Here is a 14,716-nt window from a genome sequence, read left to right as displayed (position 1 = left end):
GTAAAGCTGGGCATATCGCATGCCAACTAAAAGGCTTGTAAACATTGAAGTTTAAGGGCCTGTGAGTGAGTGAGCGCTGTGATGTTGCAGCGAACTGTGCATTTTTGCAGCGCTTGGAGAGTCAGCTTAGTTCTATTTATGGCCGTACTCTACGTCAGCAGCCCACCGGTACCCGATGGCGCAAATCTGCGCCATCGGTATGACGAGGTGACGAAAAATACAAGTCCGGGCTGGACAGTGTCCGCGACCGCCAAAAGGCGATGATCAAGAGCGGGGAGGCGGCGACCGGCAGAGTCAAAACCTCATCTTGAACCCCATCGCGTCAGAGCCTTGCGCATTGCCCTCAAAGCTTTGCTGATCCCGAAGATAAGCACCGTGCCGTCAGCACCTTAAGTGGATGACTACTCGCCGAGTTCGGCAAGATCGGCGATCTGCATGTGCCCTTGCAAACTCAAGGCGTTTCTCCGCGTTCTCGCTCCAATCGTCGTGGTCACGCATCCGTGGCGGTCAGGCTGTCATCTGGTGGCAAGCGGTCCACCCGTAATGCATCAACGACCAGCGAAAATGCCTGGGAGGGTTGCCGGCGGCTGGGGTAGTACAAGTGAAAACCGCCGAAAGGCTCACACCAGTCTTCCAGTACCCGAACCAGGCGCCCTTGAGCCAGTTGTGAGGCGAACTCGTCCTCGGGCAGGTAAGCGATGCCCAGCCCGCTCACCGCTGCATCGGCGATATGGGTGGTGGAGTTAAATAGCAATTGGCCGTTTACCCGCACTTTCAGCTTCTTGCCCTGGCGCTCGAATTCCCACGCGTCCATGCCGTCATAGGTGGGGAAACGTATGTCGATGCAGCGATGTGCCGCCAGATCGCGAGGGTGTTCAGGGACGGGATTTTTAGCGAAGTAGCTTGGCGCTGCCACTACGGCCATTCGTATCGCCGGGCCAATGGGCACGGCAATCATGTCTTGGGCCACCGTGTCACTGAAGCGCACGCCGGCATCGAAGCGGTCGGCGACGATATCGCGAAAGCCATAGTTGATATCGAATTCCAGCTTGATATCCGGGTACATCTGCAGGAGTGGCGTCAGTTTGGGTAACAGCGTGGTCTTGATGATGTTGTCACCGCAGGTAATCCGCACCGTGCCGGCCGGCTTGTCCCGCAACTCGGTCAAGGCTTCCACTTCGGCTTCGATTTCATCAAAGCGATGTCCCACCGCTTCCAGCAGCCGCTCACCCGCCGTAGTCAGAGAAACGCTGCGCGTGGTGCGGGTAAGCAAGCGAATTTTTAGACGTGCTTCCAGGGCCGAAACCACCTGACTCACTGCCGATTGGGTCACTCCAAGTTGCACCGCAGCGCGGGTAAAGCTGCCCACGCGCGCCACGGTCACAAAGGCCAGCAGATCGTTGAAATTGTGTTTAGCCATAGCGATAGCACTCAGGCGATTGATTAGGCCTCCTTATATCCGCATTAAGTACTCATTAGCTAATCAAAATCTCGTTATTCAGCAACAATAGCTGGCATCCCAGCCCCTCTTGCGTGAAGAGGGCCGAGCCCCGCGCTAACTGCCTGCGTCGCCGTTAGCTTTCCTCTGAAAAGGACGCCCCAATGAAAAGACTTCTCGTAATGCTCGGGTTTCTGTTCAGTTCATTCACCGCATTAGGAGCCGATATGTCCAACGGTGCAGATAATTTCTTCAAAAGTGACAAGGTGACCGTGCAGAAGGTCAGCTTCAAAAATCAGTACCAGCTCAATGTGGTGGGCAATCTGTTCATCCCTAAAGGTCTGGCCAACGCCGCCCGCAGCCCGGCCATTATCGTTGGCCACCCCATGGGCGCGGTAAAGGAGCAAAGCTCCAACCTGTATGCGCAAAAACTCGCGGAACAGGGCTTCGTTACCCTGGCGCTGGATTTGTCGTTCTGGGGCGAAAGTGAAGGCATGCCACGCAATGCAGTGCTGCCGGACATGTACGCCGAGGACTTCAGTGCCGCCGTGGATTACCTCGGCACGCGGCCTTTTATCGACCGTCAGCGCATCGGCGTGCTGGGTATCTGTGGCAGCGGTAGCTTTGTGATCAGCGCGGCCAAGATCGACCCGCGCATGAAAGCCATTGCCACTGTCAGCATGTACGACATGGGCGCCGCCAACCGCAACGGTCTCAAGCATTCGCAAACCCTTGAGCAGCGCAAGCAGGTCATCGCAGCTGCGGCCGAGCAACGTTATGTGGAATTCACGGGCGGCAAGATCGAATACACCGGTGGCACTGTGCAGGAACTCGATGCCGACACCCACCCCATTCAGCGCGAGTTCTTTGACTTCTACCGCACCCCGCGTGGCGAATTCACCCCGACAAGCTCCACGCCGCAACAGACCACGCGCCCGACGCTGAGCAGCAACACCAAGTTCATGAATTTCTACCCATTCGTAGATATCGAGAGTATTTCGCCCCGCCCGATGCTGTTTGTCGCAGGTGAAAACGCCCACTCCCGCGAGTTCAGCGAAGAGGCGTTCCGCCTGGCGGGTGAACCTAAAGAGTTGGTCATTGTGCCCAACGCCGGCCATGTCGATCTGTATGACCGGGTAGATCTGATTCCTTTCGCCAAGCTGACCCAGTTCTTCCAGGACAACCTGAAGTAACCGGCTGCCACCACCCCACCGAGGCTTATCAATCCAACCATGAACAACACTTGCGCTGACACCCATTTGGGCGCCACCTCCGCCAGCGAAACAGGCACGCGTACTGCTCACTGGGGCGGCGTTTATGCGATGACATTGTGCGTGTTCGCGCTGATCGCATCGGAGTTCATGCCAGTCAGCCTGCTGACGCCATTGGCAGACGACCTGCACGTCAGTCAAGGTTTGGCAGGGCAGGGGCTTGCCATCTCTGGCGCGTTTGCAGTGTTGGCCAGCCTGTCCATCAGCTGGATCGCCGGCACCATCAATAGAAAGACGCTGCTCTTGGCGCTCACTGGCTTGATGGCGGTGTCGGGCGCCGTTGTGGCACTTGCCCCGAACTACCTGATCTATATGGTTGGGCGTGCCCTGATTGGTGTGGTGATTGGCGGCTTCTGGTCGATGTCGGCAGCCACCGCGATGCGCCTGGTTCCGGCCGCACAGGTGCCCAGGGCGCTGGCTGTTTTCAACAGTGGCAACGCTTTGGCGACGGTGGTGGCAGCGCCACTGGGCAGTTATCTGGGCTCCGTAATAGGGTGGCGTGGCGCATTTTTCTGCTTGGTTCCGGTAGCACTAATCGCTCTGGTCTGGCAATGGATCAGCCTGCCAAGTATGGCAACACAGGAGCGTTCGCCAGGTGCCGGCAATGTTTTCAAACTGCTGAAAAATCGTACGGTGGCGCTGGGCATGGCTGCCAGCGGCCTGTTTTTTATGGGCCAGTTTGCGCTGTTCACTTACCTGCGGCCGTTTCTGGAAACAGTCACCCTGGTCAACGTACCGACCCTTTCTCTGCTGCTATTGGTGATCGGCATGGCTGGCTTTTGTGGCACGACCATGATCGGCGGGGTACTGAAACGCAGCCTCTACGGCACCCTGAGTACTGTCTCACTGCTGATGGCCGTGATTGCTTTGGCGCTGATTCCTGCTGGCACTTGGGTTATCGCCGTGGCGGTGCTGCTGGGGCTCTGGGGATTTATTGCGACGGCAGCGCCCGTGGGCTGGTGGAGTTGGATCGCCCACGCCTTGCCACATCACGCCGAGGCGGGCGGTGGACTGATGGTGGCAATCGTGCAGTTGGCCATCGCAGTGGGTTCCACCGTGGGTGGCGTACTGTTTGACACTCTCGGCTACCAGAGCACTTTCATCGCCAGCGCAGCGCTGCTGATGCTAGCCGCCTTGTTGACGTTTCTAACCTCCCGTTCGCCGGTGCCGCACACCCGGTGACCATCCACTCGACGGAGCAAGGCCATGCATACGCTTAGTCTCGGCACCGATTACTCCCAAGGCTGGAAGGGCTTCTGGTTGGCGGCATTGATGCCATTGGCCCTATCGGCTTTACCCCTCGCCGCTGCGACGGATATCGCAAGCCCGCCAATAGGTATGGAGAAAACTACGATGTGGATGACCGTCGGCCAACAGCGCTTCGCCATATCCCTTGAAGACAACCCGACCACTCGGGAGCTTGTCGCCCGATTGCCGCTCAGCCTGGACATGACCGAGCTGCACAACAACGAAAAGTACGCCACCTTGCAGCATCCGTTACCCACCCAAGCCTACCGGCCAGGAACCATACACAGCGGCGATTTGCTCTTGTACGGCGCCGACACCTTGGTGGTCTTTTATAAAACCTTTACCTCGTCCTACTCCTATTCCCGTCTCGGCCGCATCGACAACCCGGCAGGCCTTGCCAAGGCCCTGGGTCGCGACGATGTTCGGGTGACATTTTCCGTTGACTAGGGTTGCCATGGTTAGCGCGACCAGCACTGCTCAAGTGCTGCACGTCTGCGCCCACTTAAACGTGACACAGGAGTTTTCCATGACGCCCACACGCTCTACCTCACCCCTAGCCGCACTGGCGCTGCTCACTGCCACGTACTTCGCGCCAGTCGTCGCGGCAGAGCAGAACCCGAACAGCCAGCAAATCACTCGTGCGGGAGAGCAGGCCTCGGTGACGGGGCCTGCCGATTATTTCACTGGCCGCGTACGGGTCGACCCATTGACCGCGGCAAACGCCACCCTCAACACCTCAACGGTCTACGTCACCTTTGAGCCTGGCGCTCGTTCGGCTTGGCACACGCACCCTGCCGGGCAATATCTGGTGATGACAGCGGGGGTAGGACGTACTCAGGAATGGGGAAAGCCCGTGCAAGAATTACGTCCTGGTGATGTGGTGTGGTGCCCGCCGGAGGTTAAGCACTGGCATGGCGCCGCGCCATCGACTGCCATGACGCACATGGCTATTACCGGCACGAAAAACGGCAACAACGTCAGTTGGATGGAGAAAGTAAGCGATGAACAGTACCCAACCAAGTAAGCGCTGCCATGTTCGGTTGGGGGCGCTGGGCTTCGTAATCCTGGCCAGTTTCGCCTGGACCCAGATATCCAGCGCCAGTACCTACCATGAGCCGGAGAAACAAATAGTGAGTGAGCAGACTTTAACCGCCAAGCAACAGGCCATTGCCCCAATCGGCGCCAGCATGGCGGTCGGCGATATGCCCCGTTTGCACGACGCGCTCAATCGCGGTCTCGATGCCGGGCTGACGATTAGCGAGAGCAAGGAAATCCTGATTCAGCTCTATGCCTATGCCGGGTTCCCGCGCAGCCTCAATGCCCTCTCGCTGCTGATGAAAGTCCTGCAAGAACGTGCCGCACGGGGCGTTTATGATGCGCCGGGGCGCGATCCAGGCCCTGTTCCCTCGGGGCGCGCTTTGCTCGACCTGGGCACCGACAATCAAACCCGGCTGTTGGGCGCGCCGGTGTCAGGCCCGCTGTTTGAATTCGCCCCCGCCATTGATCAGTTTTTGAAGGGCCACCTGTTTGGCGACATCTTCGCCCGCGATAACCTTGAATGGGCTGACCGTGAACTGGCCACCGTAGGGGCCATCGCCGCGATGCCAGGGTTAGAGCCGCAGCTGGAGTCGCATCTGAAGATCAGTATGAATGTTGGCCTGACAGTGCAGCAGCTGCGTCAGGTGGCTAGCGAACTGAAGACAGGCGGGGAGCCGGATGGAGCTGAGCGTATTTTAATGGCCTTGGAAAAAATCAGCGGCTGAACGCGGTATCGGGCAGGGAGCGATTGATGGGCCGTGCGGCTATTGCCAGTCCGGTCAGGTGATGGCCGCTTGTGGCCGTCAGCTGCCCTTCGTGGAGAGCAGTCATCGGTCAAAAGAGGACACTCGCTAGCAGATGGTTAAGATCCATAACCGCTAGTCACAGCGACTACCGAATCAGGAGATCGCATCATGGAAGCCAGCACGGTTGAAACTTGTCGAGTGAGTGTATAGACAACTTCAGGCTGGCGAAGCCAGGACGTCACCCAAGTCTGAGAAATGAAAAGGCAAAAAAATGGTGCTGACACCATCGAGCGTTGGTGTCGCCCGATAATTATTATCAACAACAGGGCCCCGCAGGGCCTTTTTTCTGTAGGGGAAGGGAGATTATGTCTAATCGGCATTTAACTGATCTGAAGTAAACTGAGTTGTTACGAGCTTACGCCGAGAGGTAATCGTCCACAGATTTAACGGTGCCGTAGCCGAACTCAAAAGCTGCCATTATTGCCGCATGCGCTTGAGCGGCAGGCACGCTCACACCGCGAAATGTGAGATCTAGGGCGGCGCAGGCATCGTGCAGCACAGTAACCGGATACCCCATGTCCGCCGCAGCACGTACTACAGCGTCGATGCACATGTGGCTCATCGCTCCTACAACCACAATATCTTGGACATCGAAAGCATCCAGCTGCTTCTTGAGATCAGTTTCTCTGAAGGCATTGATGTGTTTTTTAACAATCACGGGCTCTTGTCCATCTGGGGCTACTGCCGGCTGAATTTCCGCGCCAATGGATCCCGTCATAAATATCGTGGCACCGTCATTATCGGATTCATGCCGTATGTGAAAAACCGGAATACCTGAATTTCGCGCATGAGTAATCACCCGGCTAGCATTTGCCACAGCTGCCTCTATGCCTGTCAAAGACAATTTGCCAGTTGGCAGGTACTCGTTTTGCAAATCAACTACTACAAGACCTCTTTTCATTAACGACCTCCGGTAAAGTTCTTAACCTGATGATGTCGTGAGATACTCATTGTTCATCACGTAGACTCTGTAGGAGTGGGCTTTTTATTAACCCACTCTCTAATTGAGTACCGAATAGCTAGCGAGTAGCTGCCTTTGACCACGGTGCAATGTGATTTAAATCAAAACTCCAGCGAAGCGCCGTCTTCCGGTATGTCTACACGACTCTCGATACCTTGCTTCTTGACATAGGTGCGCAATTCGTCGCGGCTCAAGGACATGTGATTGATTGCGTCCATGTGCACGGCGACAATTTTCGCGTTTTTCGCGGCCTGTGAAGCACGCAGAACGTCTTCCTCACCCATGATGATCGCACCCTCGTACCCCGTCATTTTTGCTTTCCCTGCATTGAGTACGATGACTTCTGGGTGATATTTCTCAATGGTCTGGTCTACCTCTTTACGCCAGATAGTGTCGCCAGCGAGGTAAAGGGTCTTGTAGCCTGGCGCTTGAAAGACCACGCCCATGGCTTCGCCCAGCGGTTTTGCGAGGGCTGGCACGGCATACATTTCGTCGGTGCCATGCTGACCACCGGTCTTGGTGATTTTGACGCCGCCGAATTCAGCTTCATCTGTCAGTACGCGCACATTCTTGAAACCTTGGGAACGAATCAGCTGCGCATCCTCTTCATGCTGTGTGAACAAAGGTATGTCTTTAGGCAGCGCTTTTTGTGCGGCATCGTCCCAGTGGTCAAGATGCGTATGAGTGACGATGACTGCGTCGACACCAGAGATAACTTCAGTGGGGGATTCGGTTAAGTCAACCAGTGGATTGCGAAGGTTGCTTCGATAGGTATTTTCAAACCCTGGGTAGGCTCCCTTTTTAGCCAGCATTGGATCGATTAAGAACGTAGTGCCACCGTAAGTGATTTTCACTGTCGCGTTACGTACTTGCTGCAAATCCACTTTATGAGATGCGTCAGGTGCTACGTCGGCGCTTGTAGCCGCGAAAGCCGGTGTAGTGGCTGCAATGCTAATGGCAAGAGTAAGAGTTCTGAGTTTCATCGGATTAGTCCTGTTGATTCATCAAGGACACCATTCTTGCCGAACGTTTACGAGCCTGACAGTGGCCTGAATGACATATTTCGATATAATCGGGCCAAGTGATGAGCGCTCTCTGTGGATGCTGATGGTGGTCGACGTGTCCCTTTCATCCGTGAAAATGCGTCCGCGTGAGCGGTCGTCCACAATTCCTGTGTGCGATAGGTTTGAGCCATACAGGGTGAATCTGAGGCTGACAGATGCAATCCATACGTGTTGCTGTTCTAGCGTTCAACGGCGTAAGCCTGTTCCATCTCTCTGTGCCGGGAGTCGTGCTAGGTGCAGCTCAATCCGCGCCTGATGAACCTCGTTACGAGATCAATTACTGTGCTGAGGTGCCGGGAGTGGTGAGCAGTGACCAAGGCATCGGACTGGCGGTCACCCACGGCCTAGAACTGATGGAGGCATCTGACGTAATTGTCATTCCAGCGTGGGGCGATCAATCGGTCGCTGCATCTGCACAGCTTGTGAAGGCCCTACAGCTCGCCAATTCCAAAGGCAAGCTGATAGTAGGGTTATGCCTAGGCGCATTTGTGCTGGGCGATGCCGGGCTACTTGATGGGAAAGAGGCTACGACTCACTGGGTGGCCCGTGACGAATTTGCGCGACGTTTCCCTGAGGTTCGTTTTCGGCCTGAGGTGCTCTATGTCAGTGCCGGCAATATAATGACCTCTGCGGGAACCGTGGCGGCAATCGATTGTTGCCTGCATCTGGTACGCCAGCGGCTCGGTGCTGATGTGGCGAATCGTACCGCGAAGATGCTGGTGACACCGCCGCATAGGCAGGGAGGCCAAGCTCAATACGTAGAGCATCCTGTGCCGCAGTTATCTAGCGAGACTCATTTGTCTGATGTACTAGCGTGGGCCCGCATAAACCTGGCCGGTAATCTGTCGCTCGACGTCCTGGCAGACATGGCGAAAATGAGTAGGCGCACCTTTACTCGTCGGTTTAAGGAGGCCACCGGCACTACGGTATCCAAATGGTTAAACGCTGAACGAGTTGTTAGAGCGCAGGAGCTACTAGAAACGACTGAATTACCGATTGAATGCATCGCGGGTGAAGTAGGTTTTGGAACGCCCCTATCTTTAAGACAACAATTTGGCGCTCATCTAGGTACATCGCCATCTGACTATCGGAAGATGTTTTGTCTCAGAATGAATCCAAAGAACTGAGCGAAAGAGTGACAGCGTCTTGTCAAATCGCAGACTAGATCTTAGTCCAAAGGCGCCGAGATGAAAGGATGCCGAACCTGACATGTTGACCTTCCGGCAAGATCATATTTTCAGCTGCTGTTCCTGCAATTCGGTTCCAGACTACCAGGCCGAACGTCCGCTTCTGGCCCAGAGTGTGTAAAAACGCTTCGTCGAAATTGAAGTCTGCGCGTCTATGCGAAATCTGAAAATTATCGGCTGCTCAGCCGATCTGGATTTTGCGTAGAAACGCGATTTTCAGTCCAACACTGGGCTCCAATCGCGCTGAAAAACGTTTTTACACAACCTCGGCCGATTGCTGCCTGTCGCGACGGGCCGCAAACGACCCAATGCCAAACTTTGAAAGTACGCGAACTCAGTAAAGGTTTTCGCAACGAGCAATGGATCTCCTCCATCGCCGCACCCTTACTCAGTGAGATGCTGCAGGAAGTCGTCTGGCCCACCGACCTGTGCACGCTGGGCGGTAACGCCACGGCTATTAGCGAGACCATTCACCGCTTCAGCCGCCTGTCGTTTCACCGCTCTATGGTCGGCGGGCGTCTTCTGTGCGTGTCACGCAGGTAGTGCTTCAGGTATCAGAATGTTCGCCATGCGAGCGCTGCGATCCTTGCGATCCTGCGCAGTGTCTTCGCTGTGCAGCAATGACAAGCTGATTTGATAGGCATAGATCAGATAAGCGCGATCGCAGGCTTCGCTCTGCGTCACGTCAGCTTGTATCAACAGACCCTCGATATAGTTCAGGCGATACCGGTCGACTTCGTCGATGGCTTGTCTGGCTTTATCGTCCCGGCGTGCCCAGGCGCGTATCCCCAATTCAATGGCGGCGGCTTCGCGAGCGGTCTGGCCATGGGAGGGCAGCTCAAGCAGGCGTTGCAATTGCTGGAGCGGTGAAGTGTGTGCGGTACGCAGTTGAAGGATGACATCCTCGGTTGCTCGGGACCGCCAGTTGCCAAGAATGCCTTCGAGTAATTCACCACGGCTTTTGAAGTGGTAGTAGAAGCTGCCACGGGTGATCTTCAACTCCTTGGCCAAAGTGTCGACCCGAACGGCGTCTACGCCGCTGGTAACCAGGACATGCTGTGCGGCATGAATCCAATCTTCTCGAGTGAGACTGGTGCGTGTTGACATTGTGCTAGGGCCTTGTCCAACCAAGTGGATGAGTGCCGGGGGCGGGTCAGGGCGCCTCGGGCAAGGAAAAACATTCTAACGCTTGGCGGCTGCCCAGGCAGCCGCAATTCACAGGTGTCTTTGGGCAGATCCTTTTTATACCTGGCTGACCGTTCATCACAAAGATACAGCTCTGTATCCTATTGGAAAACTTGTTTTTCCGCTCTAGGACCTGATTCTGCGTCAAATACTGAGATACACGTATGTATGTTGAGTGTTGACGCATCCTGGTTTCCTCTTTAGCATACAGATACACATCTGTATCTTCATGAATAAAAACAACCGGAGGCCTTATGGACGGTATTGGAAAAACCCTGCTGGCAGCAGGACACAAGACCAACTATCACGAAGCAGGTCAGGGCGATGCCCTGTTTCTGCTCCATGGCTCCGGTCCTGGCGTTTCTGGATGGACCAACTGGTCGCGAAGCATGTCGGCCTTCTCTGATAAGTGGCGGGTCATCGTTCCGGACATTGCCGGTTTCGGTTTCACCGAGTTCCAGGAAGAGGCCAAATACGATATCAAGCTGTGGGTCAGCCACCTGGTCGGCATCATGGATGCGCTGGATATTGCCAAGGCCTCTTTCGTCGGCAATTCCTTTGGTGGCGCGGTCGCCATTGGCCTGGCGGTGTTCGCCCCGGAGCGGGTCGACAAGCTGGTGCTGCTGGGCACGCCTGCTGGTGAATTCGTGCAGACACCGGGGCTACGCGGTGCCTGGGAGTACGAGCCATCGCTGGAAAACATGCAGCAGCTGATGGAGTTGTTCCCTTACGACAAGACCTTGATCACGCCCGAGCTGGTCAAGGCGCGTTACGAAGCCAGCGCCCGCACCGGTTCCCAGGAAGCCTTGCGCAAGCTCATTCCCAAGCCTGCCGCCGAGGGTGAAACGCTGGTCAAGGGTTTCCCTGCCGCGGCCCTGGCCAAGATCGTCGCGCCGACCCTGGTCGTGCATGGTCGTGAAGACCGAGTGGTGCCGCCATCCTGCGGGATGCTGATCGCCAACAGTGTCCCGAATGCGGATTTGCATCTGTTCGGCCGTTGCGGCCACTGGGTGCAGAGCGAGCAACCGCGGCGTTTCGTGGCGCTGGTTCGCGACTTCCTGAGCGAGTGATCCGATATGAGCCGAAATCTACTGGAGCGAGCGCTGTGGCAACTCTCAGTTGATCGCGCCGCCAAAGAGCGTTTTCGCGAAGACCCCAAAGGCTTCCTCGGGCGTTTCGCATTGAGTGAAGAAGAAGTCGAAATGGTCGTGGGTTTTGACGTCGCTGCGCTGCAAGCGGTTGGGGTCAATCCGATGCTGACCATGGGCTTCTGGCAGGAGTTGGCACCTCAGCGAAGCATGTCGCTGTACAAGCAGCGCCTGGGTGCAACCGACGAACAACGCGCGGCGTTCTCCGCCGCACTCAAGGGGTGATCCGATGGGCAAGATAGTAGGCGGTTTCTGGATGCCCCATGATCCGGTCATGTTCGTCGCCCCCAACGCACCGCCGCAGGCCCAGGGTGATGCGGTCTGGGGTGCATACGAGCAATGTGCTCAGCGCCTGGCGCAGTTGGCGCCGACCTCGGTGATCATCGTGGGCTGCGATCATTACATCCTGTTCGGCACTCAGTGCCTGCCGCGCTACGTCATCGGTACCGGTGATGTCGATGGCCCACTGGATCGCTTGCCGGGGCTGGAGCGAGGCGTGGTGCGCAACCAGGAAAAACTGGCCGGGCATATCGTCTCGCACGGCGAGGGGAAGGGCATCGATTGGACGGTGGCGCGCAGCTTCACCGTGGATCACTCGTTTTCGATTCCGCATCAGCTGACGGTCAAGCCGGCTGAGCACATTCTCGGCCGCGAGTTGCCGACCATTCCTGTGTACCTGGCCTGTGGCGTGGATCCTTACATTTCACTTAAGCGAGCTGCCGACCTGGGTCGCCAGATCCGTGCTGCGGTGGAGTCATTCGATGCTGGCGAGCGCGTCGTCATTATCGGCAGTGGCGGCATCAGTCACTGGGTAGGGACAGCGGAAATGGGCCGGGTTGCCGAGGACTTCGACCGGGAGATTCTCGCCCATGGCGTCAACGGCGATCTGCAAGCGCTGTGCGCCTATTCCGATGAAGAGATTTTGCGTCGCGCCGGCAATGGCGCCATGGAAATCCGCAATTTCGCCTGTGCCATGGCTGCCGTCGCCAATCCGGCCGGTGAAGTCATCGCCTATGAAGCCGTACCTGCCTGGGTCACCGGGTTGGGTTTCTTGCAGTTGTTTTCCGCGGAGGAATGGTCATGAGTCGTGTATTGCTGTGCCAGCGCGATGAACTGTCGCCGGGCGAGTTGAAAAAAGTCAGCCATGGCGCTGCCGAAGCTATCTGCGTGTACAACCTGGGCGGCACGTTCTACGCCACATCGGACATGTGCACGCATGCCACGGCCTCTCTGGCGGAAGGTGACCTGGAAGACGATCTGATCACCTGTCCGGTGCATTGGGGGCAATTTCATATTCCGACCGGCAAGGCGATGACTTTTCCTTGCGAAAAGCACCTTCGAACGTATCGGATCATCGTTACCGACAAAGAGGTCTTTGCCGACCTCGAGCACGCCAGTGATGCCGCTCTTGCCGAAGCCTGACGCTCGACACGAAGGTCTGTCGTACCACCCGTATTCCTTGTGAGTCTAGAGCATGGATAACTGCAAACACATACCACTCAGAACCATTGAAGCCACACCCAGCCTGCCGAACCTTGATCGGGTGTGCGACATGGATGAAGGACGCTTGTCCGGCAAGGTGTTCTGGGACCAGGCCATCTACGAACAGGAACTCGAGAAGATTTTCGCGCGTTGCTGGCTGTTCGTGGCCCATGAATCGCAATTGCCGAAGTCTGGTGACTATCTCGCCACCAGCATGGGCGAGGACGAGGTCCTGGTGGTACGTCAGAAGGACGCATCGCTGAAGGTGTTCCTCAATGCCTGCCCGCACCGTGGCAACAAGATCTGTTTCGCCGAGGCGGGCAATGCACGGGGCTTTATCTGCAACTACCACGGCTGGTCGTTTGGCGCCGATGGTGGCCGGTTGCTGGGTATGCATGAATCCAAGTGCTATGAGGAAAGTAATTTCGACAAGTCCAAACATGGACTGCGCGAAGCGCGTGTTGCAACTTACAAGGGCCTGGTGTTTGCCACTTTTGCCGACGATGCACCGACACTTGAAGAGTACCTGGGGCCGATGACCTGGTACCTGGATGTCATGCTCGACATGGACGAGGGCGGCAGTGAGTTCCTCGGTGGCTGTATTCGTTCCACCATCGAATGCAACTGGAAAGTCGCGGCGGAAAATTTCGTCGGCGATATTCTCCACGGTGGCTGGACTCACGATTCCGCGGCCAAGGCGATGCTGGGTGGGCCGGTGGCCAATGTCGGCGACCTTCCCGAGTCCTACTCGGTGAACTGGAATGGCCACGGCTACGAATTCGCCACCGATGTGGTGGGCAACGCCGCTACCCTGGGCGAGAAAGACATCAACAAATACCTGCACGTATTGCGCCCGAAAGTGGCGGAGCGTCTGGGCGAGTTCCGCTCCAAGCTGATCGGTTCGATTTCGTCGTTCACCGTGTTCCCCAACTTCTCCTTTTTGCCAGGGCAGAACACGGTTCGCATCTGGCAACCGCGCGGGCCACACAAGATCGAGCTGTTTACCTGGGTCATCGTCAACAAAAATGCACCGCAGGACATCAAGGACAAATGGCGCCGTGGCGCGATGATGACTTTCTCCCCGACTGGCGTGTTCGAAATGGACGATGGTGAGAACTGGGAATACTGCACCAAGACCAGCCGCGGCATGGTCACGCGCTATCAGGATCTGTACGTCGGCCTTGGCATGAACACACGCATCGAAAACAGCGAACTGCCTGGCAATGTGTTCAAGGGACAACTCAACGAATGCAACTCCCGTGCGTTCTACCAGCGCTGGAAAGACCTGTTGCAATCGCCCACCTGGGCGGACGTACCAGATCGTAACGGCACGATGCGTTGAGGGGACCGAAGATGAATGCTTTGCCTATGGAACAACCCGTTGCAGTCGAAGACACGCGCGCCGTCGAGGCCTTCTTGTTGCGTGAGGCGCGCCTGCTCGACAACGAGTGCTGGGATGAGTGGCTGCAGTCGCTCAGCGAGACCATCCACTATTGGATGCCCGGTATCGAGAACCGCCGACGCGAAGACAAGTCGGGCCCCTACAGACTGGAACACATGGCCTTCTTCGACGACGGCATGCGCGATCTGCAGCGCCGGGTGGCGCGGTTCAAGCAGCCGTCGGCCTGGGCTGAAAACCCACCGACGCGCAACGTTCACCTGATCAGCAATATCGAGGTGTTTGCCGGGGAACAGGAAGGCGAGCTCATTGCGTTCTCGTGCTTCATGAACATCCGCAGCCGTGGTCTGGACGAGTCCCATCAACTGGTCGGACGCCGTGAAGATGTGCTGCGCCGCGAAGCCGACGGGCTGAAGTTGTTCAAGCGCAAAATCCTGATTCCAAACGCGATGTTGTTGTGCAAGAACATCAACACTTTCCTCTGAGGAC

Annotated in this window: 16 protein-coding genes; 12 read left to right on the top strand and 4 right to left on the bottom strand. The window is 56.6% G+C overall.

The window, feature by feature from the left end; genetic code table 11:
- Positions 1 to 490: 490 nt before the first annotated feature.
- Positions 491 to 1,420, bottom strand: coding sequence for a LysR family transcriptional regulator (locus tag ACA067_RS20945; protein ID WP_497458309.1), 930 nt, complete (start codon positions 1,418 to 1,420; stop codon positions 491 to 493).
- Positions 1,421 to 1,602: 182 nt separating this feature from the next.
- Here ACA067_RS20945 and ACA067_RS20940 point away from each other — a divergent pair, with 182 nt between their 5' ends.
- The 5 genes from ACA067_RS20940 (at position 1,603) to ACA067_RS20920 (ending at position 5,720) form a co-directional block, all read left to right on the top strand.
- Positions 1,603 to 2,631, top strand: coding sequence for an alpha/beta hydrolase (locus ACA067_RS20940; protein ID WP_497458308.1), 1,029 nt, complete (start codon positions 1,603 to 1,605; stop codon positions 2,629 to 2,631).
- A 39-nt stretch (positions 2,632 to 2,670) separates the two neighbouring features.
- Positions 2,671 to 3,891: an MFS transporter gene (locus tag ACA067_RS20935; protein WP_497458307.1), complete on the top strand. Its 1,221-nt coding sequence runs from the start codon at positions 2,671 to 2,673 to the stop codon at positions 3,889 to 3,891.
- Between the two features lie 24 nt (positions 3,892 to 3,915).
- On the top strand, positions 3,916 to 4,404 hold the full coding sequence (locus tag ACA067_RS20930) for a cyclophilin-like fold protein (protein WP_497458306.1): 489 nt from the start codon (positions 3,916 to 3,918) through the stop codon (positions 4,402 to 4,404).
- Positions 4,405 to 4,483: 79 nt separating this feature from the next.
- Positions 4,484 to 4,981: a (R)-mandelonitrile lyase gene (locus tag ACA067_RS20925; RefSeq protein ID WP_497458305.1), complete on the top strand. Its 498-nt coding sequence runs from the start codon at positions 4,484 to 4,486 to the stop codon at positions 4,979 to 4,981.
- A complete protein-coding gene (locus tag ACA067_RS20920) occupies positions 4,959 to 5,720 on the top strand; it encodes a carboxymuconolactone decarboxylase family protein (RefSeq protein WP_497458304.1) in 762 nt (253 codons plus the stop codon). The genes ACA067_RS20925 and ACA067_RS20920 overlap by 23 nt, the downstream gene beginning before the upstream one ends.
- Before the next feature lie 436 nt (positions 5,721 to 6,156).
- Here ACA067_RS20920 and ACA067_RS20915 read toward each other — a convergent pair whose 3' ends face one another.
- Both ACA067_RS20915 and ACA067_RS20910 read right to left on the bottom strand, forming a co-directional pair.
- Positions 6,157 to 6,702: a cysteine hydrolase family protein gene (locus ACA067_RS20915; RefSeq protein ID WP_497458303.1), complete on the bottom strand. Its 546-nt coding sequence runs from the start codon at positions 6,700 to 6,702 to the stop codon at positions 6,157 to 6,159.
- Between the two features lie 161 nt (positions 6,703 to 6,863).
- Entirely contained in the window at positions 6,864 to 7,745 is an 882-nt protein-coding gene (locus ACA067_RS20910) for an MBL fold metallo-hydrolase (protein WP_497458302.1), read from the bottom strand.
- A 236-nt stretch (positions 7,746 to 7,981) separates the two neighbouring features.
- Here ACA067_RS20910 and ACA067_RS20905 point away from each other — a divergent pair, with 236 nt between their 5' ends.
- Positions 7,982 to 8,953: a GlxA family transcriptional regulator gene (locus ACA067_RS20905; RefSeq protein WP_497458301.1), complete on the top strand. Its 972-nt coding sequence runs from the start codon at positions 7,982 to 7,984 to the stop codon at positions 8,951 to 8,953.
- A 591-nt stretch (positions 8,954 to 9,544) separates the two neighbouring features.
- On the opposite strand, the gene ACA067_RS20900 is transcribed toward ACA067_RS20905, so the two are convergent.
- Positions 9,545 to 10,120, bottom strand: a complete 576-nt coding sequence (locus tag ACA067_RS20900; RefSeq protein WP_497458300.1) for a TetR/AcrR family transcriptional regulator — start codon at positions 10,118 to 10,120, stop codon at positions 9,545 to 9,547.
- 332 nt (positions 10,121 to 10,452) lie between these two features.
- Here ACA067_RS20900 and ACA067_RS20895 point away from each other — a divergent pair, with 332 nt between their 5' ends.
- Genes ACA067_RS20895 through ACA067_RS20870 form a run of 6 tightly spaced genes read left to right on the top strand, consistent with a single transcriptional unit; the run spans position 10,453 to position 14,712 of the window.
- On the top strand, positions 10,453 to 11,268 hold the full coding sequence (locus ACA067_RS20895) for an alpha/beta fold hydrolase (RefSeq protein ID WP_497458299.1): 816 nt from the start codon (positions 10,453 to 10,455) through the stop codon (positions 11,266 to 11,268).
- 6 nt (positions 11,269 to 11,274) lie between these two features.
- Positions 11,275 to 11,571 (top strand): extradiol ring-cleavage dioxygenase, encoded by a 297-nt coding sequence (locus ACA067_RS20890; RefSeq protein ID WP_497458298.1) that lies wholly within the window; start codon positions 11,275 to 11,277, stop codon positions 11,569 to 11,571.
- Positions 11,572 to 11,575: 4 nt separating this feature from the next.
- On the top strand, positions 11,576 to 12,430 hold the full coding sequence (locus tag ACA067_RS20885; RefSeq protein ID WP_497458297.1) for a DODA-type extradiol aromatic ring-opening family dioxygenase: 855 nt from the start codon (positions 11,576 to 11,578) through the stop codon (positions 12,428 to 12,430).
- Positions 12,427 to 12,768 carry a non-heme iron oxygenase ferredoxin subunit gene (locus ACA067_RS20880; RefSeq protein ID WP_497458296.1) on the top strand — a complete coding sequence of 114 codons (342 nt, stop codon included), beginning with the start codon at positions 12,427 to 12,429 and terminating at the stop codon, positions 12,766 to 12,768. The genes ACA067_RS20885 and ACA067_RS20880 overlap by 4 nt, the downstream gene beginning before the upstream one ends.
- Before the next feature lie 52 nt (positions 12,769 to 12,820).
- Positions 12,821 to 14,170: an aromatic ring-hydroxylating oxygenase subunit alpha gene (locus ACA067_RS20875; protein WP_497458295.1), complete on the top strand. Its 1,350-nt coding sequence runs from the start codon at positions 12,821 to 12,823 to the stop codon at positions 14,168 to 14,170.
- A gap of 11 nt (positions 14,171 to 14,181) precedes the next feature.
- Positions 14,182 to 14,712 (top strand): 3-phenylpropionate/cinnamic acid dioxygenase subunit beta, encoded by a 531-nt coding sequence (locus tag ACA067_RS20870; protein ID WP_497458294.1) that lies wholly within the window; start codon positions 14,182 to 14,184, stop codon positions 14,710 to 14,712.
- Positions 14,713 to 14,716 lie beyond the last annotated feature (4 nt).

The organism is Pseudomonas sp. LBUM1674, assembly GCF_059695635.1.
The sequence above is the reverse complement of the archived record's forward strand: the minus strand, read 5'-3'. Positions and strand labels throughout refer to the sequence as shown.

Coding starts and splice junctions, on each gene's coding strand:
- ACA067_RS20945 (WP_497458309.1), bottom strand. CDS start 1,420: ATGGCTAAACACAATTTCAACGATCTGCTGGCCTTTGTGACCGTGGCG.
- ACA067_RS20940 (WP_497458308.1), top strand. CDS start 1,603: ATGAAAAGACTTCTCGTAATGCTCGGGTTTCTGTTCAGTTCATTCACC.
- ACA067_RS20935 (WP_497458307.1), top strand. CDS start 2,671: ATGAACAACACTTGCGCTGACACCCATTTGGGCGCCACCTCCGCCAGC.
- ACA067_RS20930 (WP_497458306.1), top strand. CDS start 3,916: ATGCATACGCTTAGTCTCGGCACCGATTACTCCCAAGGCTGGAAGGGC.
- ACA067_RS20925 (WP_497458305.1), top strand. CDS start 4,484: ATGACGCCCACACGCTCTACCTCACCCCTAGCCGCACTGGCGCTGCTC.
- ACA067_RS20920 (WP_497458304.1), top strand. CDS start 4,959: ATGAACAGTACCCAACCAAGTAAGCGCTGCCATGTTCGGTTGGGGGCG.
- ACA067_RS20915 (WP_497458303.1), bottom strand. CDS start 6,702: ATGAAAAGAGGTCTTGTAGTAGTTGATTTGCAAAACGAGTACCTGCCA.
- ACA067_RS20910 (WP_497458302.1), bottom strand. CDS start 7,745: ATGAAACTCAGAACTCTTACTCTTGCCATTAGCATTGCAGCCACTACA.
- ACA067_RS20905 (WP_497458301.1), top strand. CDS start 7,982: ATGCAATCCATACGTGTTGCTGTTCTAGCGTTCAACGGCGTAAGCCTG.
- ACA067_RS20900 (WP_497458300.1), bottom strand. CDS start 10,120: ATGTCAACACGCACCAGTCTCACTCGAGAAGATTGGATTCATGCCGCA.
- ACA067_RS20895 (WP_497458299.1), top strand. CDS start 10,453: ATGGACGGTATTGGAAAAACCCTGCTGGCAGCAGGACACAAGACCAAC.
- ACA067_RS20890 (WP_497458298.1), top strand. CDS start 11,275: ATGAGCCGAAATCTACTGGAGCGAGCGCTGTGGCAACTCTCAGTTGAT.
- ACA067_RS20885 (WP_497458297.1), top strand. CDS start 11,576: ATGGGCAAGATAGTAGGCGGTTTCTGGATGCCCCATGATCCGGTCATG.
- ACA067_RS20880 (WP_497458296.1), top strand. CDS start 12,427: ATGAGTCGTGTATTGCTGTGCCAGCGCGATGAACTGTCGCCGGGCGAG.
- ACA067_RS20875 (WP_497458295.1), top strand. CDS start 12,821: ATGGATAACTGCAAACACATACCACTCAGAACCATTGAAGCCACACCC.
- ACA067_RS20870 (WP_497458294.1), top strand. CDS start 14,182: ATGAATGCTTTGCCTATGGAACAACCCGTTGCAGTCGAAGACACGCGC.